16 protein-coding genes are annotated in these 23971 nt (G+C 38.7%); 3 read left to right on the plus strand and 13 right to left on the minus strand.

Annotated features, from left to right (window positions below):
• Positions 1-96 precede the first annotated feature (96 nt).
• Together AAFN64_RS07015 and tilS are read left to right on the plus strand one after the other, a co-directional pair.
• A complete protein-coding gene (locus AAFN64_RS07015) occupies positions 97-1395 on the plus strand; it encodes an anthranilate synthase component I family protein (protein WP_347759860.1) in 1299 nt (432 codons plus the stop codon).
• A gap of 52 nt (positions 1396-1447) precedes the next feature.
• Positions 1448-2764, plus strand: coding sequence for a tRNA lysidine(34) synthetase TilS (gene tilS, locus AAFN64_RS07020; RefSeq protein WP_347759861.1), 1317 nt, complete (start codon positions 1448-1450; stop codon positions 2762-2764).
• Positions 2765-2810: 46 nt separating this feature from the next.
• Here tilS and AAFN64_RS07025 read toward each other — a convergent pair whose 3' ends face one another.
• Entirely contained in the window at positions 2811-3005 is a 195-nt protein-coding gene (locus AAFN64_RS07025; protein WP_300487149.1) for a hypothetical protein, read from the minus strand.
• Positions 3006-3104: 99 nt separating this feature from the next.
• Here AAFN64_RS07025 and AAFN64_RS07030 point away from each other — a divergent pair, with 99 nt between their 5' ends.
• The gene (locus AAFN64_RS07030) at positions 3105-5114 is read left to right on the plus strand and encodes a cytochrome c biogenesis protein CcdA (protein WP_347759864.1); all 2010 of its coding nucleotides are present in this window, start codon (positions 3105-3107) and stop codon (positions 5112-5114) included.
• 31 nt (positions 5115-5145) lie between these two features.
• Here the strand turns inward: AAFN64_RS07030 and AAFN64_RS07035 are convergent, their stop codons facing one another.
• From AAFN64_RS07035 to AAFN64_RS07090, 12 genes are all read right to left on the minus strand, one after another.
• Positions 5146-5523, minus strand: coding sequence for a PH domain-containing protein (locus AAFN64_RS07035; RefSeq protein ID WP_211089559.1), 378 nt, complete (start codon positions 5521-5523; stop codon positions 5146-5148).
• A gap of 80 nt (positions 5524-5603) precedes the next feature.
• Entirely contained in the window at positions 5604-6368 is a 765-nt protein-coding gene (locus AAFN64_RS07040) for a phosphatase PAP2 family protein (protein WP_347759917.1), read from the minus strand.
• A 29-nt stretch (positions 6369-6397) separates the two neighbouring features.
• Entirely contained in the window at positions 6398-8839 is a 2442-nt protein-coding gene (locus AAFN64_RS07045; RefSeq protein ID WP_300487138.1) for an outer membrane beta-barrel family protein, read from the minus strand.
• 66 nt (positions 8840-8905) lie between these two features.
• Complete coding sequence (locus tag AAFN64_RS07050; RefSeq protein ID WP_347759866.1) at positions 8906-10189, minus strand: HAMP domain-containing sensor histidine kinase; 1284 nt, start codon at positions 10187-10189, stop codon at positions 8906-8908.
• Positions 10186-10860, minus strand: coding sequence for a response regulator transcription factor (locus tag AAFN64_RS07055; RefSeq protein ID WP_347759868.1), 675 nt, complete (start codon positions 10858-10860; stop codon positions 10186-10188). Before AAFN64_RS07055 ends, AAFN64_RS07050 begins: the two co-directional genes overlap by 4 nt.
• Before the next feature lie 388 nt (positions 10861-11248).
• Entirely contained in the window at positions 11249-13315 is a 2067-nt protein-coding gene (locus AAFN64_RS07060; protein ID WP_347759870.1) for an AAA family ATPase, read from the minus strand.
• Positions 13302-13781 (minus strand): hypothetical protein, encoded by a 480-nt coding sequence (locus AAFN64_RS07065; protein ID WP_347759872.1) that lies wholly within the window; start codon positions 13779-13781, stop codon positions 13302-13304. The genes AAFN64_RS07060 and AAFN64_RS07065 overlap by 14 nt, the downstream gene beginning before the upstream one ends.
• A complete protein-coding gene (locus AAFN64_RS07070) occupies positions 13782-14711 on the minus strand; it encodes a hypothetical protein (RefSeq protein WP_347759874.1) in 930 nt (309 codons plus the stop codon).
• 514 nt (positions 14712-15225) lie between these two features.
• Positions 15226-15699 carry a hypothetical protein gene (locus AAFN64_RS07075; RefSeq protein WP_347759875.1) on the minus strand — a complete coding sequence of 158 codons (474 nt, stop codon included), beginning with the start codon at positions 15697-15699 and terminating at the stop codon, positions 15226-15228.
• Positions 15700-15704: 5 nt separating this feature from the next.
• On the minus strand, positions 15705-19289 hold the full coding sequence (locus AAFN64_RS07080) for a DUF6443 domain-containing protein (protein ID WP_347759876.1): 3585 nt from the start codon (positions 19287-19289) through the stop codon (positions 15705-15707).
• A gap of 13 nt (positions 19290-19302) precedes the next feature.
• Positions 19303-22686: an RHS repeat domain-containing protein gene (locus AAFN64_RS07085; protein ID WP_347759878.1), complete on the minus strand. Its 3384-nt coding sequence runs from the start codon at positions 22684-22686 to the stop codon at positions 19303-19305.
• A 9-nt stretch (positions 22687-22695) separates the two neighbouring features.
• The coding region (locus AAFN64_RS07090; protein ID WP_347759880.1) for a T9SS type A sorting domain-containing protein at positions 22696-23971 on the minus strand (1276 nt) is incomplete at its 5' end.

Below are 23971 nucleotides of genomic sequence, written 5' to 3' on the forward strand. Positions count from 1 at the left end.
ATAATTTAAGGACTTTCTGAAATCAGAGAGTCCTTTTTTGTTGGCCTTTTACAGCAAACAGGTATTTTGTATTTTTGAAAACTTAAATCCGACTTTTTGAGAACAACGATATTAAAAAAAATACCCGATCCGATAGCTTTTAAAGAGAAGTTGTTGTTTTGGGCGCAACAATTCCGGGAAATCGCATGGCTCGACAGTAACGAATATCCGCAGCACTATGGCAGTTATGATGTTTTGTTGGCTGTAGATGCTTTTACCGCAATCCAAACCGACACTAAAAATGCTTTCGACGACTTGAATCAGTACCAATCGCAGGCAAAAGACTGGCTTTTTGGCTATTTGTCCTATGATCTGAAAAACGATACGGAATTCTTACAATCGGAGAATTATGACGGTTTAGGGTTTCCGGATTTGTTCTTTTTTCAGCCTAAAAAGGTAATCCTGTTAAAAGGTGATAAAGTGGAATTACACTATTTGGCGATGTGTGATGATGAAATGACAGACGATTGGAATGAAATATTGTCGCAACAAATACCGGTTGCCGAAACAGCGGATTCGATTCAAATTCAACAACGTATTAGTAAGTCGGAATACCTGTTTAAAGTCAACAAAATGTTGGAACATATTCATCGCGGCGATTGCTACGAAGCCAATTTTTGTATGGAATTTTTTGCAGAAAAGGCCACGATTAATCCGTATCAGACTTACAAACAACTTAACGCAATTTCAGAACCACCATTTGCGACTTTTTTTAAGCATAACAAACACTACCTATTATCGGCTTCTCCGGAACGTTATTTGCGAAAAGAAGGTACAAAAATCATATCACAACCGATAAAAGGAACGGCAAAACGTCATGAAGACCTAGCGGAAGATAACCGTATTAAAGCCGCATTAGCCGAAAACCCGAAAGAGCGTTCCGAAAATATCATGATCGTTGATCTGGTTCGCAACGATTTGTCGCACACTGCCCAAAAGGGGAGCGTACAGGTTGAAGAATTGTGTGGTGTTTATACTTTTAAACAGGTACATCAGATGATATCTACGGTAGTGTCAGAAGTAAAAGAAGGCATTTCACCGGTAGAAGTTATCAAAACAACCTTTCCGATGGGAAGTATGACCGGTGCGCCCAAAATAGCCGCCATGCAACGAATTGAAGAACTGGAAGAAACCAAAAGAGGCCTTTATAGCGGTGCGATGGGCTATTTTACCCCGGAAGGTGATTTCGATTTTAATGTGGTTATCCGTAGTATTTTATACAATGTGGCAACACAATATGTCTCTTTTTCCGTAGGGAGTGCGATTACGGCCGCGGCTTTACCGGAACAGGAATACGACGAATGCCTGTTAAAAGCCAAAGCCATGCGGGAAGTACTTGAAATAGCGATAGGTTAATCCGTACATTTTGTAAATTTGTAAAATCTCCGATAAGACAAAAAAAATAAAAATGCGAGAACAGTTACAGCAACACCTCAACGACAATTTTGCTTTCCTCGAAGGAAAAAAATTGCTGCTGGCCATTAGTGGCGGTATCGATAGTATGGTGCTGTTAGAACTGTTTCACACATTGCCTTATACCATTGCTGTGGCACATTGTAATTTTGGACTTCGTGGCGCTGAAAGTGACGGCGACGAAAACTTTTTAAAACAATGGTGTGCAAAACACAACATTCGATTTTTTACAACCCGTTTTGCGACTGAGGAATATGCCGCAACCGAAAAATGCTCCATACAACTGGCTGCACGCGAATTGCGATACAACTGGTTTTCCGAATTGTTGGAAAGCGAAGGTTTTGATTACCTGCTTACGGCGCATCATCTCGACGATACACTGGAAACCTTTTTGATCAACCTCACCAGAGGTACCGGATTGGAAGGATTAACCGGAATTCCGGCACAAAATGGTAAAATTATCCGACCTTTATTACCCTTTGGACGCAACAAAATCGAAGCCTATGCTACGGTCAATTCCATAGCATGGCGGGAAGATAGTAGTAATGCCTCCGATAAATACCTGCGAAATCGTTTACGCCATCAAGTCGTACCGATTTTAAAAGAACTGAATCCGAATTTTTTAAACGGTTTTGAGGACACGATCGGACATCTGCAACAAACGGAAACACTGATGCAGGATGCCGTTACGGAATTATATGCCAAAATAGTAACCGAAAAAGGAGAGCAGTTGCATATCGCGATTGAAAAACTAAAATTGATCCCCAATTATAAAGCGTATTTGTACCAATGGTTAAAACCCTACGGATTTACGGCCTGGGACGATATTTATAATCTGATCAATGCTCAGTCGGGGAAACAGGTGTTTTCCGAAAACTACCGAATCTTAAAAGACCGTGACTATTTAGTGTTGGAAAAGCAACACAAACCTCTGACAGAATCGGTTGAAATAACCGAAAATCAGGAAGTAACATTAGAGCAGGGACGGTTAACAGTATACTCCGTAACAAATGTTACAGAAGACCGGGGTGGTAAGGTTATCTTTGTTGATAAAGATAAGTTAAAATTACCACTGATCTTACGAAAATGGAAAGAAGGTGATTACTTTTACCCATCCGGAATGACAGGCCGAAAAAAAATCAGTAAATACTTTAAAGATGAGAAGTTTTCGCTGATCGATAAAGAAAATAGCTGGCTGTTGTGTTCCGGAAATGAAATCGTTTGGGTAGTAGGAAAACGTTCCGACCGCCGTTTTAGAATTGAACAAGCAACCAATAACATTATAAAAATAGAATTACATGAAAATAAATAGTTTTAAAACAGATGACAGATTATCTGTCACCTGTTTAAGTACAATTTTAACCCCATTTTTGTCGAACAAATCCTCCATGATTAGCACAGATTCCGACAATCTGAGATTGTGTTAGACCACTTGCAAAACAATATTCATATCCGTTTGCACATTCAACAATAGCAACTCTTCCACCATTAATTTTACCAAGTTCTGATTTGCTCAGAAGATTGCTACTTTTTTTTAATTTTTTTGATTTCATAATTGTTATATTTTATGATTAAATTTAAATTTATAACATTTTGTTATTTTTATCAAGTGAAAACAAAATAAAAGACCATAATTCTTAATTTATAGAGTGATGAAAAGAAATATTTTTTTAATCTTACTAATGATAGTTGTTCAATCTGGGTTTTCTCAGATGTTGGATCCTGTTAAATGGAAAACTTCCGTAGAAAAAAAATCCGATAACGAAGTCGTTTTAGTATTCGAAGCCACAATTGATAACGAATGGCATATGTATTCCCAGTTTACACCAGAAGGAGGTGTCATACCAACGGAATTTACTTATAAAGACCAGAAAGGAAATTTCGAACTGGTTGGAAAGACCAAAGAGAGTGAATACAAAAAGGTTTACAACGATGTTTTCGAAGTTGACGAATACTATTTTGCCAACAAAGCACGGTTTACGCAAACCGTTAAAGTAACCAATCCAAACCTGAAAACGCTTAAAGTAGCGATTTCGTACCAGGTTTGTAAAGAAGCGTGTATCCAACAGGATAAAGTATTCGATTTTACACTTCCGGCGTTAAAAATAGACGCTTCCGAAGTCGTTCCGGTAACAACGGGCGATTCGGCATCCGTAGCACCTGCGGCTGACAGTACTACTTTTGTGACAGCAGGAACAACAACAGAAACCGTTCAACCGGTGGGTAAAAAAGAAGAACAAAAAGGATTGTTTACCATCTTTATCATTGCGTTTCTTTCCGGGTTTGCCGCCTTGTTAACACCATGTGTTTTCCCGATGATCCCAATGACGGTAAGTTTCTTTACCAAGCAAAGTAAAAACAGAGCACAGGGAATCCGTAATGCGGTGTTCTATGGCGCTTCGATCATTATTATTTATGTATTGTTAGGATCATTCGTAACCGCTGTTTTTGGAGCCGATGCGCTAAATGCATTGTCCACAAACGTATGGTTTAATATTATTTTCTTTGTACTATTAGTGGTATTTGCATCGTCTTTCTTAGGAGCATTCGAAATTATGTTACCAAATTCATGGGCGAATAAAGTAGACCGTCAGGCCGATAGAGGCGGAATCATCGGAATATTGTTTATGGCTTTGGCACTGGCAATCGTTTCCTTCTCTTGTACCGGTCCGATTGTGGGTACGTTATTGGTTGAAGCGGCTTCCAAAGGAGGTATCGCACCAATCGTAGGGATGTTAGGATTTTCGACAGCATTGGCTTTACCATTTATGTTATTTGCAATGTTCCCGGGTTGGTTAAATTCATTACCAAAATCCGGTGGTTGGTTAAACACTGTAAAAGTGTTTTTAGGATTCCTGGAATTGGCTTTAGCTTTTAAATTCTTGTCAAATGCCGATTTGGTATTGCAAACACACCTGTTGGAAAGAGAAATATTCCTGGCGATCTGGATTGCGATTTTCGGAACCCTGGCTTTATACCTTTTTGGAAAAATCACCTTACCGCACGATAGTCCGCTATCACATATTTCCGTAGGACGATTGGGATTAGGACTTTTAGTATTGTCATTTACCATTTATATGATTCCGGGCTTATGGGGCGCACCGTTAAAATTAATTTCGGGATTCCCGCCACCAATGACGTATAGCGAAAGCCCATATGGCGTAGGATATACCAAAGGAGGAGGAGCGGCAACGACAGAAGCATTACCGGAAGGAGCCAAATTAGGACCTCATGATATTATGGCTTTTACCGATTATCAGAAAGGAATGGCGTATGCGAAATCGGTTAACAAACCAATATTACTGGATTTTACAGGATTTGCCTGTGTAAACTGTCGTAAAATGGAAGACTTCGTATGGTCGAAACCGGAAATTCTTTCGATCCTGAAAAAAGATGTGGTATTGATTTCGTTATATGTAGACGACAAACGCGAATTACCGAAGCAGGAGCAATATGTTTCCAAAGAAACCGGAAAAGAAATCGTAACGATAGGAAACAAATGGAGCGATTTCCAGATTACGCATTATAAAGCAAATGCACAACCGTATTATATCATATTGGACAATCAGGAAAACCGATTGTCAGAACCGGTAGGCTATACGCCGGATGTAGAAGAATATAAAATCTGGATGGAAACCGCCATCGCGAAATATAAAAAGTAACAAAAAAGCCTCCGCATTGCGGAGGCTTTTTTTATTTTAGAATATGCTGACTTAAAATTTTATAAACCGCATTGATGTTATCGTTTTTACCGAACTGCTTTTTAATTGGAGCGGCTTCACCGGTAATCCAGATTTTCAAATCGGCATCCAGATCCATAAGACCGGCACTTTCTTTCGAAAATTTCTTGATACTGGTATACGGTATCGATTGATAGTCTACTTTCGAACCGGTTAATCCTTGTTTGTCAACCAGAATTAAACGTTTGTTGGTAAAGACAAACATATCGCGAATCACTTTAAAAGCAATTTCAATATGTTCTCCGTCAATTAAAATAGGCTCAAATTCTTTGGCTATTTTTTCGGTGCTTACTTCAGAAGCATTGCCCATGATGGCGTTAAATAATCCCATAATTATGTTTGAATAAAAACAGGCCAAAAGTAAAAATTTGGTTTGATGTTTTACGCTTTTTGTAAAAAATGTTTGATGTTTTATTTAAAATGATATAAAAGTCCCAAACCACCCTGATCACCGTTATAAAACGGACTGATCATTACTTTACTTTCGGTATGGGATTTAAACAGTTTTTTATTGATATACGGATAAAGCCAATACGCTGCTTTGGTACTTAAAATACCGATTCCGGCGCCGGCAACCACATCGGTAAACCAATGTCGGTCGTTATACATCCGGAAAAAACCAGTTCCGGCGGCCACAGCATAACCCGTAATACCATACCAAATGGAGACATCGCGGTATTCCTGCCACAGGAATTCGGCACCGGCAAAAGCAGTGGCCGTATGTCCGGAAGGAAAAGAATTGTTGGTACTGCCGTCCGGTCGTTGTATATGCGTCATACTTTTAACGCTAAATACCGTTCCGGCCATGATCATATAGGATGTCGCCAGAATAATGCTTCGATCCTTTAGATTGTGTTTTCCCTGAATACCCGTCAGATTTAAGGCATACACAGCCGCAGCCGGAGCATATTGGGAAAAATCATCCACGGAGATCTTTTTATCGATGTTTTCGGTTACTTCTTCTTTTAGTTCCGAATTCCAGTATTTGATCGCATCGCTTTCAATCCCGATAATTCCATAGGTGATCAACGCTGCCGGGATAATAAGTTGCTTGTAATTGAACTTTAATCCCGGATTTTTCGGTTGTAATAACGAATCCGAAGCAATAGAATCCGTGCTGATTTGCCCGTTTGAAACGGAAAAACAGAAAAGAGATAGCCCTAAAAACAAATGGATCGATTTCATGTTGTCTTATAGATTAAGGTTTAAAACTTATACGTATACCCAAGTCGGATTACCTGAGTTTCATAGTAATCTTTGCTGGTATAGCGGAAACCGTCGCCCTGAATTTCTTTTTCGATAACTAGGGAATTTAATAGATCGGACGCATTCAGGAATAACTCTCCTTTCCCGTTTTGAATCGATTTTTTGATCCCAAGATCCATCGTAAACCGATTGTTGGTTTTTCCCTGTGGAATGATGTCGGCCAGTTGGTACGAACCCGTAAGCTGCAGATCAAACTTTTTCGGCAGGTTAAAAAACAGGTTAAGCTTTGAATTTCCGGAGAATTGCTGTTGTTTCGGCGCGCTAAACGTATGGGTTACCGGATATTTATTGGTCACGGTAAACGCATTGATCTGGTTTTCATACAGGTTCGCATTCCAGTTGAATTTCATCCAGGAGGTTAGCTTTTGGGAAAGAATGGTTTCGATTCCAGTGTTGTAACTTTCGTTTACGTTCTGAAAGATCGCATAAATAAGCGTGCTTCCCGGAACCGTACTGGAAATTCGTGTGATGGTACCGTTAGCAAAACGATGGTAAACCGCCGAATACAGGTTACCGCTATCCCAGGTGTTTTTATAACCCAGTTCCAATGAATTGGTAAATTGTGGTCGCAATTCGGGATTACCGACTTTTATAATTTCAGCATCATCGTATTTCGGAAAAATACGGATATCGATTTCATTCGGACGATCAACGCGACGACTGTAAAAGAAGGACAATTTGTTGTGGTCGTTCAGTTTATACGCCAATCGGAGATTCGGAAAAGGCTGTGTATATTCATAACCGTCGCTGCTATACGTATTATGACCGGGGTTCACATCGTAGTTGAGTTTTACATATTCGAGGCGTAATCCAAGCTCGGCTTCAAATTTTTTATTTTCAAAAACATAATTCCCATATACGGCCGGAATGGTTTCCTTATACGTAGCCCATCCGCCGGCGTTCACATCCAATGGAGAATTAAGACCCGGGAAAAATTGCATATCCGTTGGAATTTCCCGTCTTCTGAATTTAAGTCCACCTTCGATACGACCGTATTTCATCGGACGAATATAATCCACGGTAAAATCGGCTACATGCTCGTCGGATAGTAATTTAAAAGCATCTTTTCCGGTATAATCCGGCATAATGTTGTCGAAGTAATACTTTTCGTCTTCCCGGTGGAAAGTATAATTAAAACCGATATTTAATTGGTGCCCCGCTTCTTTAAATTTATGTTGGTACGTACTGCTAAACATCGCAGTGGTTTTTAACTCATCTTCCAAAAATTGCCACAAGCGGTACCGTTGACTTAAGTCCTGATTGTAAAAAGGTTCATCACCGCGATCGATAATTTTTTCACTGCTAAACAATCCGTAAACGGTTAGCGTATTATCCGCATTGATCTCCCAGTCGGCACCGGCTTTTAAGGTTAGGAATCCGGTTTCACGGTTTCGTTTGGTTTGCTGGCGGATAATGGTTCCGTCGTCGTATGTACGGTCTACAAACTCATTTTTATTCAGCGTATGGGTAAAAAGATAATCGCCCTGAAAAAACAGATTTACTTTGTTTTTTCGGTAATTGAGCGATAGGGAAGGGTTCACCTTTGGAGTGGCCTGAAATTGTGGTCGGATGTCCGGAAGGTTTTCCTTACGTACCCATAGTGCCCCCAATCCGGAGGTAAGACCAACTTTTCCGTTAAAACCGTCCTGTTTATTTTTTTTGTAAATGATATTGATGATACCGCCATTTCCATTGGCGTCGTAGCGTGCGGAAGGATTGTTGATAATTTCGATATCCTTAATAGCTGATGCGGGAATATTATCCAATCCGGATTGCCCTCCAAAACCGGTCATCGCGGTTTGTTTGCCATCTACCAGAATGGTTATTTTATCGTTTCCGCGTAACTGGATTTTTCCATCCTGTATGCTAATTCCGGGTAGGTTTTGCATGGCTTGTAATACGGAACCACCGGACTGACTGATGTTATCGGTTATCGCATAGGTTTTCTTATCCATCTTTTCAGCGTTTTTATCGGCGTTAACCGTGATCGTAACCTCATCCAAAGCGGTACTGCTTTCGGCCAATTCGATAGGAGGAATTTCGAGGGTTGGCGTTAGGGTACCAACAAATAACGGAGACTGCTTTGTGGTATAACCAATATACGAAATTTCGAGGACATAATTTCCGGGACGAAGATCGCTAAGGCTATAGCGTCCGGTTTCAGAGGTAATCGTACCGGTAACAAAAGCATTGTCTTTTTCTGTTTTGACAATAACGTTTACAAACGGCACCGGTTTTTTTGTCGGATCAAGAACTGTACCCGATACGGTTACAGTAGTATTCTGCGCGAATGTTATTCCGCTACAAAAAAATAGCAAAAGGATAAAAAATACCGATTTGAGGAAACCGATATTTTGAAAAAAAGGCTTGGAGGTCATCATGAAATTGGTCTTTAAAATAATTGATAGACCAAAGCTCCAAATCAATTTAGAAGATATTCTGAATTTTTAAAAACGAACGGTAAATCGGTGTTTATTTTGATCAAAATCGTATACAATGTCCCAGTGATAGCGGTTGCAGATTTCCTTAACAATGGATAATCCGAGGCCACTATTAGTTGTTTCGGAAGAAGAAACCGAAAAACGGCGAAACAATTCCCCGGAACGCAACGGATCAATCCCCGAATTGGTAACCGAAAGCGTATTGTCTTTTACTTCGATTATCAGTTTTCCGTTTACGTTATTATGGCGTATCGCATTGGTTAGTAGGTTATTGATTAATATTTCTAACAACGATCGGTTACAGGAAACGGTAATTGTTTCCAACGGATAAAATTCCGGCTGAATTCCTTTGTCGACACTATAATCGGATAGCATTTCGAGACTTTCCGATACGACAGCCGAAAGGTCATTCGCTTCGGTATTTTCAAATTGGTGGTTTTCGATTTTCGCGAGTAATAACAGGTTTTTATTAATCCGTGTTACCCGGGAAAGCGGAATATTAAAGGCATTCAGGATTTCGAGTTGTTCGCTCGTAATGTTTTTTTGCTGCAGCAGTAAATCGGCTTTCGATTTTAGTACGGCCAATGGTGTTTGCAATTCGTGGGAGGCGTTTTCGATAAATCGTTTTTGCAATTGATAAACCGTGATATTTTTATCGATCAGTTTGGTTAAGGTCTGATTCAGGGTTTCGAATTCTTCGATATCCGATTTTTCAAATGTGATATCGTTATGGGTTGCGAGGTCGAATGTTTTTAGTTTTTCAAGTGTATTTTGGAACGGTTGCCAGATCCGACGGGCGATTCGTTTGTTCAGAACGATAAAACCGATTACGAGTAAGCTAAAAAAAGCAAATGTTACGAGTGCAATGGCGACTAATGTTTCGTCGGTTTCTTCCACATTGGTTTCCACTGTCAGAAGATAGTGTTTGTCGGCAATGGTAATCGGTGCGGCCAAACCTCTAAAGCGATCCAGTTCGGTTTTGTCGCCGTGTTGGTTTTCCCGGATTACGGTATAAATGCTGTCTTTTTGTAACGGAACTGCTACCGGAACCATAGTGGTTCCCGGTTGCATGATATTCCAAAATTTAATAATGGTATCGAGTTTTTGTTCGGGCATCCGAATGATGGTCATTCGGGTTTCGATCCGTTCTTTTATGATCTGGTTGTGTTCGTCCAGTTCTTTATTCCAGATAAAATCTACAACATAATAATAAACGGGAATGCTCGCTGCGAGAATCAGCAGTGCATAAATGGTAAAGGCCTTAAAAGGTTTGTGTAATAGTTTATTCATATTTCCCATTTATAACCGGTTCCGTAAATTGTTTTCAGGTAATTGTTATAACCGGATTCGGTCAGTTTTCGTTTTAGATTTTTAACATGTGCATAAACAAAATCGTGGTTGTCAAACATATCGGCAATATCGCCCGACAGGTGTTCGGCCAGGGCGCTTTTGGGAATGACTTTGTTTTTATTTCCGATAAAAAACAATAGTAGATCAAATTCTTTTTTGGTTAACAACACCGGTTTATCGTTAACCGTAATAGTTTTGGCCTGTAGGTCGATTCGCAATTCCTCAAGCGCAATCACATCGGAATTGTCAAATTGTTTCCGACGGATTACCGAATGAATTCTGGCCGCGAGTTCCGAATGATGAAATGGTTTAGCCAGATAATCATCGGCGCCGAGTTGAAGGCCTTTAATTTTATCTTCCAACGCATTTTTGGCCGATAAAATGATCACACCGTCTGTTTTGCGTTGTTCTTTTAGCGCATCGAGAATCTTAAGTCCGTCGCCACCCGGAAGCATCAGATCCAGCAGTATACAATCGTAATTGTACAAACTGATTTTTTCCAACGCCTGAAAATAGGTGGAAGCGATTTCACACAAATAATTTTCCCCCGACATATACAGGGCGATGTCCTGAGCCAGTTCTTTTTCGTCTTCTACAATCAGAATTTTCATAAAGCTAAGATACGATTCCAATTTGGAAGAAATTTTGAAGTTTATTTTAAAAAATTTACGGATTAATACTTTAAGCTGGAAATCAACAGGTTGTGTCGATTGTAGAAGTAGTTAGGTAACGATTTAGTAACGGTTCTTATTGCACTGTTTTTCAATATGTTTCCACGTAACTCATTACAAATATACATATTATCTTATAAGAAGTTTTTTCCAGTAAGTTTTTATTGTTATTATTCTTAAATAAATCAGTTAGAAAAAAATAACTGCTAGTTTTTAGAAAAATACTTTTTTAACGTTGTCGGAGATTTGATTAATAACTATTAAGAAAAAGAGTTCTTTTTATAGTTATTAATCAAATATTTAAACTATAACTTTAGTTCTACTCCGATTAATTAGCCTCCAAATTTAAAGGTTTTATCAGTTTATCTTCAATATAAACTAAATTAAAATCTACATCTTTTGTTGCCGTCCTAAATGCTTCATCAGAATTTTCAAAAGATGCAAAAATTAATACTTGAGATTCAACATGCAAAGAAACTCGTTTTAGGAAAGTATGGAAATTTTCAATTGCAGCATCTTGCTGTTTTGGTTCATCCATCAAAATTAATCTAGGATGATTCCCATCAAATTTAATTGAAGTATCTAATAAACTAAAAGTATAAGCCCAAATACTTCTTATGAAATCACTTCCAGATGAATCAAATCTAATACTATAATCTTTTGTTTCATCACCGAAAGGTTTACTAATCACTGGTAAATAATTTTCTCTTGAGATATGTATAAATTCACTTTGCTGACTGGTATAATTAAATTCCTTGAGTAAATTTTTAAATTGTTTCTCAAGGAATGTGAGCTTTTCACCATCATTCGCTGAAAAAAAGTTTTTGGGTAATTTACTCTCATCAATAATAGCTTTTTTCCATTTCTCTGATAACTCTTTTAAGTCATCCACTAATTGGTTGAATTCTTCAAGAAATTTATTATAAAACTCTATTCGTTTTTTTAAATTAAGTCTATTTTCAATTTCCATAATTGACGGCAATCTTTCATCAGATACAAGTTCTTTTTTTATTTGTCTAACGTTTGCTCTTGCATCAGATAATTTTGCTCTGTATAAATCTAATTTTTTATCTTTTTCACTTATGGTTTTTTCTTGCCCTTCAATATAAACGGTGACCATCTTAATTTGGGCATCAATAAAATCAATATTATCTTCTAAGCGCATTGGAATTTGTTCCACTTCAAGAGGTAATAATGAATCATTGATATCTTGATTACAAGTAGGGCATATTTCACTAGAAGTTTTTAAATTAAAATCTGCACCAAGATTTTTAATCTTCAAAGCACCTTTATTCTTTCTTAAATCATCCTTTAACAGTGTTAATTGTAATTTATAACTACGCAATCGGTCTTTATCAAAGTTTAATTCAGTTGAAATTAGGTCATAATTCAAAGATAGATTATTAATAAAACTATTTAATTTTTCAAGTTGTGCTTCATCACTTGAAATATTTTGACCAACTGAAAAGACATCCTTATTTAGCATTAATCTTAATTCTTCAACCTGTAAGTCAATATAATCTGGAATTGAATAATCTTCTTCATCTTTAGACAAAAGAATATTTAATCCTCGATAGTCATTAATTATTGCTGGTTTTTGCTCAAGGCCTACAATTTTCCCGCCACCCTTTTCTGCTAACCTAATAAATTGATTATTTAAAGTCGTCCATTTATCTTCAATTATTCTTTTATTGAATGCTATTTGTTGTTTTCTTTTTTTATTTTCAGTTACATCTAATTTTAAAAGAAATTCGATTGCTCTAGCTTCTTTATTTGCCAAACCAAAATGTGGCATCGTGGAAAAAAAATCAGACCATCCTGATTTTTGCTCAATCATAAATGATGAAGCAATTTGCTGAATATATAGTTTTCTTGAATCGCCAGAATTTGTTAAAACATTTGGTAGATTCCAATCTAAAAAATTTTCTAAAAAAAGATGAAATCCATATATCTCATCCGTAGCGCCTCCTTTATCATGAATATACATTGGCTTAGATTCAGGTAGAATTTCTTCTGTATCATCAATTAATTTTCCAAAATAGACATCTACTAATTGTGGTTTTCTATCAGAAATACTTTTTACACTTCTTTTAATAGTAACAATATCATTCTTACTGTTTTCTATTTCCAAATAAACAAAAGATTGTATTACTTTGTGAAATGAATCTTTGGGATACTCTACTTGGTCTCTAAAAACTGATTGCATAGTTTTCTCATTTCTACCGCCAATTATCTCTTCAAACCCTAAACAATAAGTTATTGCTTGAAAAAGACTACTTTTCCCACTAGTATTATCAGCTCTAATAATATTAAGACCATTACTGAACTCATAATTTGAACCATAAAGTCCAGAATCAGTATTTACTTCAAATTTTATTTTATTAATTTTTAACATTGAACAATGACCATTTATTTGAAATAGATTCTATTCTATTATCAGTTATTTTTCTTTTTCCTACAAAATTTAAAAATTCAAATTCTTCTTTAAAAACTTCTGCCTTAACTATTAACTTAAAAAAAAACTCTCCTTTTTTTGTCAACAAGTATTTTCCACTTTCCATAATACAGATGTTTTCTGCTATACAAAACAGAAGAGCCCTATTAAGGGCTGGTTCAATTCCCCAAACAGTAATATCTGCATTATAGTTGTTTTTTATCAATTCTAAAACTTCATCTTTGTTTTTATCATCTTTTAGCGCCCAACTTAATAGGTGTAGTTTTAATAGGCTACATTTATTACCAGTGCATGTAATTGATAGTATCATCACCACTTGAGCAATCTTATACACAGGTCTATAATCGACGGGAATTGAAATAGGTTTTTTGGAAAATTTTATATCTTTTATTTCAGAATCTCTCATTTATTCAAAGTTTATTGGGCATCTTAAAATCCAATCGGCAAGGACTTGATTAGTTAGATTCATTATCATTTCTTGTTCTAATTTTGGAAAAGCAATATTTAGTTTTTCTTCGACTAAACTTTTAAAACTAAAATACAATTCATTTTTATCATGAGCTGGAAACATACATTTTTCTTCAACTTCATTCTCAACTAAACTAATAATTGATAAAAATTTCTCATATTCAGTGGGATACTCGTTTTGCCACATTCTTAATAGAATATTGCCTTCCATAAAATAAGCTATAGTTTTTTCTGTTAACTTATCTACTCGTTGTTCAATATTTGGCGTATTTTCATCAAATCTTAACTGATGTTTTCTTTGTGCATTTTCAACTAAGTTTATTTTTTGCCCTTTCCACTTTAATTTTTCCACTTCTGTTATCTTTTTATCTGGAGATAAATTTACTTTTTGAGAGGTAGCGTCTAAAGCAAGTGCTAAATGAGGGTGAAGAAAACTTATATCTTCAAATATGACTTCAAAATTATCATTGTCAATTATTGATAACTCCCAAGATTTAACCTCGTCACGCTTTGAAGTACAATGTGCTATAATATCATTTTTTCCACAAATAGGTGTGACGAAATACCATTTATTAATTTTTGTATCCCCAAGAAAACCTTTCAGTTGTTTTTCAAAAGTTTTCAGTTTAGTTAAATCTTTAGTTATTTTGTCACGCTGTTTTGCATACAGTTCAGCACTAGAATATGATTCATCAGGGCAATAACATTGAAAAATTTTGCCTGTTCTAGTAAAACCTTCTATTCCATAATCACCTGGAGTAGCTTTAACTTCCTGATAACCTTCTTCTCTAAAGTTTTGTTTAAAGCAAATTTGACTTATGGATTCCCACTTATCTCCATCAAAAGTTCCGTATTCAGTTTTTATCATTTGATCAATCTTAAAATTTAAATTTCATCTAATCAATAAAACTGGATTAAATGAATAGTCGTTGGTAGTTAGTTACTAGCAATATAAAACAATAATCTAACACCAAACAATTCTTAATGTTAATGATTTTTTTAACTAGATTCTGGTACTATTCCTTGATTCTTAGCAACAAATAAATTGAAAAAATCGTAACAAGAAAATAAATTATACAACGATACGCAATACGTATTTATACTGATTTTGACTAGTCTGAGAGACATTATCAAAATCACAAAGTAAGCCTATAAATTTTTGATATAAAAAAAGGTGTTTATTTGTTATATATTAATCCAAATAGTAAGCAAAAAAAACTGTCTACTTAATCTAAAAGTAGACAGTTTTAAATCTTCATCCAAGCAAGCCCACGAGATCCGAGTAAAGGGCTTCAAAAATCGGTTTGTTTAACAACCGGACATCTTGCCGTTTATAGGAACGAGGTAAACTGCTTTATTTTCTTTCTGTTTTTATTGTTCATTTACCCCATGGTTTTAAGTGCACTTGTATTATAGAATAGCTTAATATCAGATAGAAATAAATCCTTATTAAAGTCTTTTACTTTTTTAGGCAGTTCTATTGATTGTTCAAATGCTTTAATCATTTCTATTAAAATCATTTTTACTCCTTCCTCATCATTTGACAAAACAAAGCTGTCATATAGTTCGTCATCAAGTTTAAAATCACATTCAAGTGTTTTCGAAATTTCCATTTCGACACCTGTTAACCGATTTTTTGTCTTTTTATAACTAATGTAGTTAGGCTTTCTGATTTTGAACCAATCCTCATATCCCATTTTCGTTTTTACACAGATACATCCAATAAGAATACTCTGTATATCCTCACCGTAATTTTTATCCTCAAAAAATGAATTTAGTTCTTGGGATAGTGAGTTTATAGTAGCCGCCTTGTGTTGGGCAGCACTATCTATTTCTAAAGTTATTTTTAATTCCATATAATTTATCTAAAAATTTTATTACCAGGTGGCAAGCTACCATTCTCTAAGAAATATGTATATATTTTAGCCTTTTCCATCGCTTTTACTTGTATTTGGGTTCCAGAAAACTCATTAAACTGAGTAACTCCACCAGCACCAACTCCCTTTAGTTCACTTGGACTATATCTACCCGATGGATTTGTTGTTTCACCATACTTCCATACATCCCCAGCATTTAAGTATTGTGTTCCTGTAGGGGTACTGCTGCCAAATGACATTATTGGATAATCCCCCGAAACATTAGCTCTTAATGAATATTGAACTCCCGAAGGCCCTCCACTCTTTCTTAAAATAGCTTCAATTTCAGCATCTCTTTGAGCTATGACTGTACTTGCGATTGCTCCTGCCACTGCATAACCAATCCACTTTGGAACAGCGACATCAGATGGGTCGGGGGTTACGCCATCAGCCGCAATCCCTGTAAGTACCATTGAAGATAGGCTATAATTACCAGAAACTTGGGCAATCTGATTGGAAATACTGCCCATATCTGAAGCCTGATGCAAAGCTCCCCCTTGAAGGTAAAATCCTTGATCTCCGAGAACAGTGGAACTTTCGCCGGAACCGTACGTATATCCTACATCTCTGTATTTTGCATCATTTCCATAGTACTGCGCGGCAGTTGCTTGATCTGTAACTCGACTATCATATAAAACACCGTTATTAGTCTCTACCCAATCTTCGTAAAGACCACTAGGATCCGTGGCATTGACAGGATTATTAAAAGAATATCGATAAGGAGTTAAACTAGGCCGCTTATGCGCCAACGGATCAACATTCATCCACCGCCCAATAGCAGCATCATAATTACGTGCCCCATAATCGTACAAGTTCAGCCCCAGCTCATCCTGCAATTCCTTACCGTTGTACTTATACCTATATGGGTTAATAGGTGTCCGACTTCCTTCCTGTACCAGTTCTGCCCGATAATAGCCGGGGCCATTTTCCGCAGGTACAAAAACGTATGACTGATTGTTATATGCCTTATGTTGAAGACCGAATGGATAAAAATGATTTTCCGTAACGATCTGTAGCGCACCATGTTTATCATCCCACGCATAACTACTACGTACATTTCCAAGATGATCTACGTAATTGAAAACGTAATTAAAGAACGTTCCGATTACATTCACATATCCCTCTGTATGTGGGAAGAATTTCAGGATTTGGTTTTCATATTGAAAGCCTTTCTGATAATCGGTTAAAATATTACCTGCCGATGTGGTTACTCTTTTCTGTACCTTGTTGCCTTCGGCATTGTAAATATAATTAATTTTTCCGCCGCCATTGAAAGTTATTTCATAAGGTAAATTAAGATGATTGTAGATAATGGCGATAATACCTTTGTTCTCATCTTTGATCAGATTACCGAAAGTATCATAGGTATAATCGTTGACAGTAACACCAAACCCGTTGTCCTGAAAGCCATCCGGATTGTTTGTGACATCGTTAACCCTCTGTAACTGATTGCCATTATAAAAATAATTTAGATCATCAATGTCGATCGTAAACAGTGGACTATCCAGATTTCCTTTTCTTTTCAGGTTTAAAATATTTCCGTTTTTATCGTAGGCAATTTCCTCATCATAGGATTTGGGAACGGGTACATTGCTCATTGGCTTCTGATAGAATGCCTTTAAAAGCCTGTTTAAAGCATCATACTTATATCCGTATTTACGTAATTGGTTATCGCTCGACGAAATCCAGAACGTTTCGGAAATATTCCCGTTGTACAGTGGCCGTACATCTCCATTTACACTACTTTGCGAATTACTGATTACTCCGTTTTCGCTTTGCGTTACGGTATTATAGTTCATCTTGAAGCCAAAAAGATCACCCTGTCCCAATGTAAATCCGGCACTTCCAAACGGTGCATCGTTATTGATGTCAGTTAACCATCCGCGGATATTGTGACGGTAATCGACTTTTTGCAATCCAATTGCACCCGTTACGTCTGATCCACCTACATTTTTGGACATTAACTGCCCTAAATCGTCATACGTATTCTTAGCGATCAGTTGCTCAGTACCCCCGTTGATCTGCTGGGTATGTAGGAGTAACCGATCCTGATCTGTGTAGCTATAACTGTCTTTTACTGCTAATTCATTACTAGCGGAATTAAGCTTATGGAAAATTTGTGTCTGTTGGACTTTCCCGCTAAAGTCAAGTTTATTATCAAGCCTTGTATATCCACCTAAATGATTGATTGTACTGGCACGAAGAATACGGTACTTGGAGTCATAAAATAACTGTGTTTGTTCATTTAATGTTTCGGAAGCCGAGGTCAGCACGCGTACCCAAGTACCAGTAGCCTGTCCTACAACAGATACCGATATATCCTGTCCTTCGATCGAAGTCGGCATAGCAATGGCTCCCGGATAATCGTAATTATCGTAGTAGGTTACAGTTAATAATTTCATACCACTGGTAGGTACTACAACATTAGAATAGGCAATAGCTACATTATCTACGTCTATGGTCGAACCCGGACGTAAGCGTTTTTCGGAGAAATTGGTTGTCTCCGCATTGTACTGCTGTTGCAAAGAGATTCTCGGTGCTGTACTCGGTAGCCATCCGGTATAAACCACACGGTCAAGGCCATCGTACTTGCTGATCAAATATCCTTTCTCAGTTCCACCAAAAGGCGATAAGGTCAGCCCTGTCGCTACGGCGCGCCCTAATTTGTCATATATGAAAGATTCCCATTGCTTGCCCGGTAGCTTTTGCTCAACCATCCGGTTACGATGGTCGTATTTAAACTGATAACAAAGGTCATCCAACTGGCTTGCAGGATTCGTTACCAAAGGCGGGATTACGTAGGTCTGGTTTCCGAATATATCATACACATAGTAGGTATCATGCGCCCCGTTGTTGTAGGAGCGTTTTAATATCACCCGGCCTTCTTTGTCCTTAAATTCTTCGCTTGTGTTATTGGTTCCTGATTTCCAGTGCTCATCTTTAATAATGGTCTTGTACAATTGATTCGGACTGTAAAATCCTTTATCCTGCAATTGGATATTATAAACCCCATTGACATCATCCCAAGTGGTTACCGCAAAATAGTTCTTTACCTCATTGGCAATGTTAGTTTCATAAACCGTCTTTATCGTATGATCCATTTCAGCATTCGGGTTAACCTGCCAGTCGGCTCCCGGTGCGCCCTGTTTTAGTAGGCGAGCCGATGGCGATGTCTCTAGTACCTTTTCACTAAACGGATATTGACCGCTGTACTGCGAATAGTTCAGTGTAGCGGACTGAGCGCCCGTCTGGAAACTCATATCGCTCGTTGTAGCCGGATACGGTAGGTATTCTTTTAACTGGCGTCCCAAATCGTATTCGATATGGGTGATCAGGTCTTTTCCATTTGCAGATTGTTTGTTTACGTTCTGTTGTACCGGACGTCCCAGACCGTCATAATAGGTGACGGCCGATAACGGGCGTCCGCTATTAGCTTCACGGTACGTAGTTTTCTTTGACCAGTTTTGCGAATTGGTCTGTGCCACCATTAAAATCGGGCAGCACAATAACAGAAATAATATTTTTTTCATGGTGTGGCCTGTCTTAGTTTAGTTTGTAATTGCTGTCATACTCTTCGATGATATTTCCATCGTGATCTTTGATACGTTTTAAACGTAACAGCGCATCATATTCGTAGTACGTACTGCGGCAGTTCCCATCCACCGTACGGCGCAATAAACGGGTAAACGTATCGTAATAGTACCATGTAACCATTGCTCCGGGATAAATAGTACCCAACGTACAGGGGGCAGGTGTACCCGGCTCAAAATCAACAGGAATATTCGGTGCTTGGTCGGGTACTGCATCCGATCCATTGTAATTTTCAATTTTGGCTTTTAGGTTATCGTACCCGTCATATTCATAGCGTGTTCTTGCACCGTTGTCCATTGTTAATAGGGTTAGATTTCCACGGTTGTCATAGGCTTTGAACTGCACACGGTCTTCCAATGGGCGGCTACTTTTTGACTGCTGAATAATTTCCGGTAAAATCAGATCTGGTGTTGTTCCCCAATTTTTAAACAGCGTTCGATTGGTCGTTACCAGAACCGGAAGGCTGTTATCAGCGTGGTAGGTTTTTACCTCGATAGGCTGATTGATTTTGTTCTTCTCAACCAGTTTATTGTAAGCCGTCAATTGATCTGCGGTCAGACCGGATAAGGTGGCGGCCTGATCAGCATACGTATTGCGTACTTCGGTAAAATTATTGTTTTCGCTTACGCTCGTCCTAACTTTGGTAGGTAAGCCCGGCAATCCATCATAGGTATATTCTGTTATAGATGTTACAGGTTTGTAATTGGCTTCAAATATGGCATCCACTGTCAGCGGCATCGGTACAACAAACTCCTTTGTACTTTTGGAAATAAGGTTTACCTTTTTAGACATAAACTCAAATTTGGCGATGTCCAGATTGTCCGCGCCATCGGTCGGATAACCGCAGTTCATATGCGCATATCCGCCTATCACTCCGGTAATACCGTTTCCGTACGGAATATAATCGTATTCGTATTTCTGTTCGTTAACTTTATACAGGGTATTACCACGTTTCATAATTTCCATTTCCGAAAGCAATGTGCCTTCATAGATGTATTGCAGGTTGCCCCTGTACATCGCGTGTTCGTTCTGGAACGGACTTACGTAAAACGGATGTATCTCCTGATAGGTAGAAGATGATTTGTTTACAAACTGCTTCTGCTTTCCGCCCAGTTCAAAATTATCCCCGCCATAGCTGACGGTTACATACTCATACTTCTGGTCAAAAGCACTGGTAAAGACACTTGACGAGTACAGGGTACGTAACTTGATCTCTCCGGTACGGCTCATCCATCCGGGGCCAAAAATACCGCCCGGACTACAGCATTTGGTCAGATACAGCTCGGTCACATAATCAACATTCTTTTTGAATCCCATAAGTGAAAACGGATCGACATATACGTCCTTAGCCTGCGTGTAATAAAATCGCTTGCTAAATGCCGTCTGATCATTCTCTGTAAAATCAGTCGTACGCTTTACCCGCAGTCCACCTTGTTCATCCACCGTCTTAAACCCACGCGTATGGAAAAAGTAAGCGTTGGCTTCATACATCACCGGAGCCGAATAATTGTTGTACATTTCCACCGTATAGATATGATCCTTGATCACATTAACGGTAAACTCACGGCTAAAATTAAAACTACCCGTTCCGATCTCCTGATTACCGTCCGGCATCTGTACCAGAAAGGACTGTACTGTCCCCGTGGTCTGATCCACTAACCTAAAAGTAATCCTGTCGGTATGTCCCATCTGCGCATCGGCCATCAGGTCAACCCGGACTCTGATTTCTTCATCAATAACGGCGGCACTGGTTCCAAATGTCCCGTCAGGATTAGCAATGAAATCGCCTAAAGGTATCGCGATGTTTGTCCTGGATGCCGGAACCCTGCCGGGACTGTTACGCCATATAAGCATGGAACGTCCCTGTCTGTCATACGCTTTTGCCTTTGGTGCTTCATACTCAAAAATGGTATATCCTTTGGTCGGATAGGTAATCTTGACCAAACTTCCTTTTGCCATATGCGCGGCACTTGGGCTACGGTCAGCCAGATTCGGGTAATAGTTATGGAACAATAAATCTTCGTTCTGCGGCAATGCCGTAGTATTACCGGATTTACCGTTATAATATCCTAATAAATCCTTTGCCTCACTTCTACGGTTAGGTAGTCCAAGCGGATCATTATAGTCCAGTATATATTCTTCGTTTTTACGTCCCTGACCACTGCCGTAATTACGGTCTTTGTCAAATTCCACTTTTGTCAAAAAGAAACGTTCGGAAGTGGTTTTGGTCTGTGGAAACAGATAGGTAAATTCAGCCTTACGCACCATCGTACTACCTTCCTTGACTTCTACATTATCCAGTACATATTTGTAATTCCCACCGGAACCGTTACTGCGGTTAAAAAATATCTGTAAATAACTATGCGGACTATAAATCCGTTTCAGCCATTTACCATTCATAGTCACTGTCGCACTGCCAATATAGCTATGCTGCCCTTCATTGGTCGGCGGACGTTTGCATAATTCGCCTTCGCGGGTTTCCAGCACCTTTACTGTTACACTTTCTTCCTGACTTGTCCATACAGAATGTGTTACTGTATCGGTATCGTATTCAAACAAGATCACACCATAATCCGGGTGCTGTATCTTATGCAGGTAAAATCCGGTATTGGCATAAGGGTTGTCCCTATGCGAACCCATAAACGAACTTTCGCAGGCATTCTCACCTCCGAAATAATATTTTACACCATCAGGCGTGGTGATACAGAACTCCTGACTGTTACGGAAGCGTTGGCGCATATCGGATTCACTACCTATAATTTCGACTTTTAGCGGGCTATCCACTTTTGATAGTTTAGGTATAAAGTCTGCATCCAGATAAAACGTACCGGAATAGTTACCGAACGAAAAATTCCATAGATCGGGTTTAAAATCGTAATGCTTTCGCGCGCCTACAAATACACCGTTCAGGAAATAAGCGTGCGCAGAACCGTTGACCAACTGATTGGGAATGATCATATCTGCCGTCAGACGTTTATCAGCCGTTGTGGATTCATCGGGTGCATCATTGATGGTACGGGAAATAACCCCGCCAGCATTCAGTGTCCAGTTGATCCCTGTCCATGTAGCAGCCTGATTGACCTTAACACCTGCCGCGGCATAATTCAGCGTTATTGGCAATTCCAGTTTTCCGACCTTTGCCGTATAGATCGGTATAGTTGCATTGACCATTCCCGAAAACTCATTGACAGGAATGTCACCGTATTTGGTAAGGGCATATGCTTGTGGCGAGGGAGCCGTAACGTCAGGTTTCAATATCTGTCCGTTTCCGTCAGCTTGCGCCATAGCTTCGCCATAAAGCCCTAAAAGCAGTAAAGAGAGTATTATTTTTTTCATGTTTGTTTTTTATTTAGGTTGGATACCCTTGATCACTTTTACCGAATCGTGTTGTACGTTGGTACGGATTTCCACGATATAGATGCCTTCGGGATATTGGCTTAAATCAACCGGGACAGTACGACTGTCAATCGAAAACTGTTGGAGTTGTCTTCCGGAAAGATCGAATACCGAAGCTGTTCCGGTCTGGAAGTCGTAGCCTACAATGATATTGGTAAATTGCTGCGCCGGGTTCGGTAAGGCTTCGATTGCAGGTTTGTCCAGTTCTTTTTTATAACGGTCTTTGAGTTTGACCACCCAAAAATCACTGCCGCCATTGCCGCCATTTTTATCGCGCGAAGGTTTTCCTTTGGATGTTCCGGCTAGTAAATAACCGCCGTCGCGGGTTTCAACCAATCGGTTTAAAATGTCCTCACCGTCACTGCCAACGGTTTTACTCCAAAGTTCTTCACCCTTGTCATTAATTTTTAATGCGATATAATCATTAATATCCTTTTTATCTTTGTTCCCCTCGGTAACCTCGCTGTGTGCATAACCACCGATCAAAAAGGTATGATCGTCATTCTCAATAATCGAAGTTAATAGATCAAATTTCCCGTAGTTATAGGTTTCCTGCCACATGGTCTGTCCGTCCTGATCCAAACGAACAACCCAAAAATCGGTTCCTTTACCATTGGATTTGCTTTTATCGTGTGATGGATTGGAATTGGAACTGCCGCCCAATAAATAACCACCGGTTTTGCACTGGATCAGTGCCGCTAAATGATCATCACCGTCAGCACCTAAAGTACGTTGCCACTGGATAGCACCGCTTTTATCTATTTTGATGATCCAGTAATCACCTGCACCGATATTATCGTTCAGTTTGTTCCCCGAAGCCGGGGAATTGGAATACCCACCAATGATATAACCGCCATCCGGGGTTTGCTCCACCGTTTTTAGCTGATCAAGATTTTTACCACCATAGGATTTTTGCCATTCGATTTTACCGTCGGAGCTTAATTTGACCACCCAATAATCCAGATTGCCAAAGTTTTCTTCGGTCTTGTCTTCCGATTTACCCGATGCGGACGAACCGCCTACAATATAACCGCCATCTTTGGTACGACGGATACAAGCCAATTGCTCCTGACCGCTGCCACCGATGGTGCGCTGCCATTGTTCGTTACCTTTGGCATCCAGTTTTATGATCCAAAGATCATCCTGACCTTTATTGTTGTCTTTCTTTCCGGCACTTTTCGGAGAATCCGAGACACCGGCCAGAATAAAACCGCCATCGGTTGTT

The sequence above is a fragment of the Flavobacterium sp. CAU 1735 genome (assembly GCF_039888695.1).
Lineage (GTDB): Bacteria > Bacteroidota > Bacteroidia > Flavobacteriales > Flavobacteriaceae > Flavobacterium.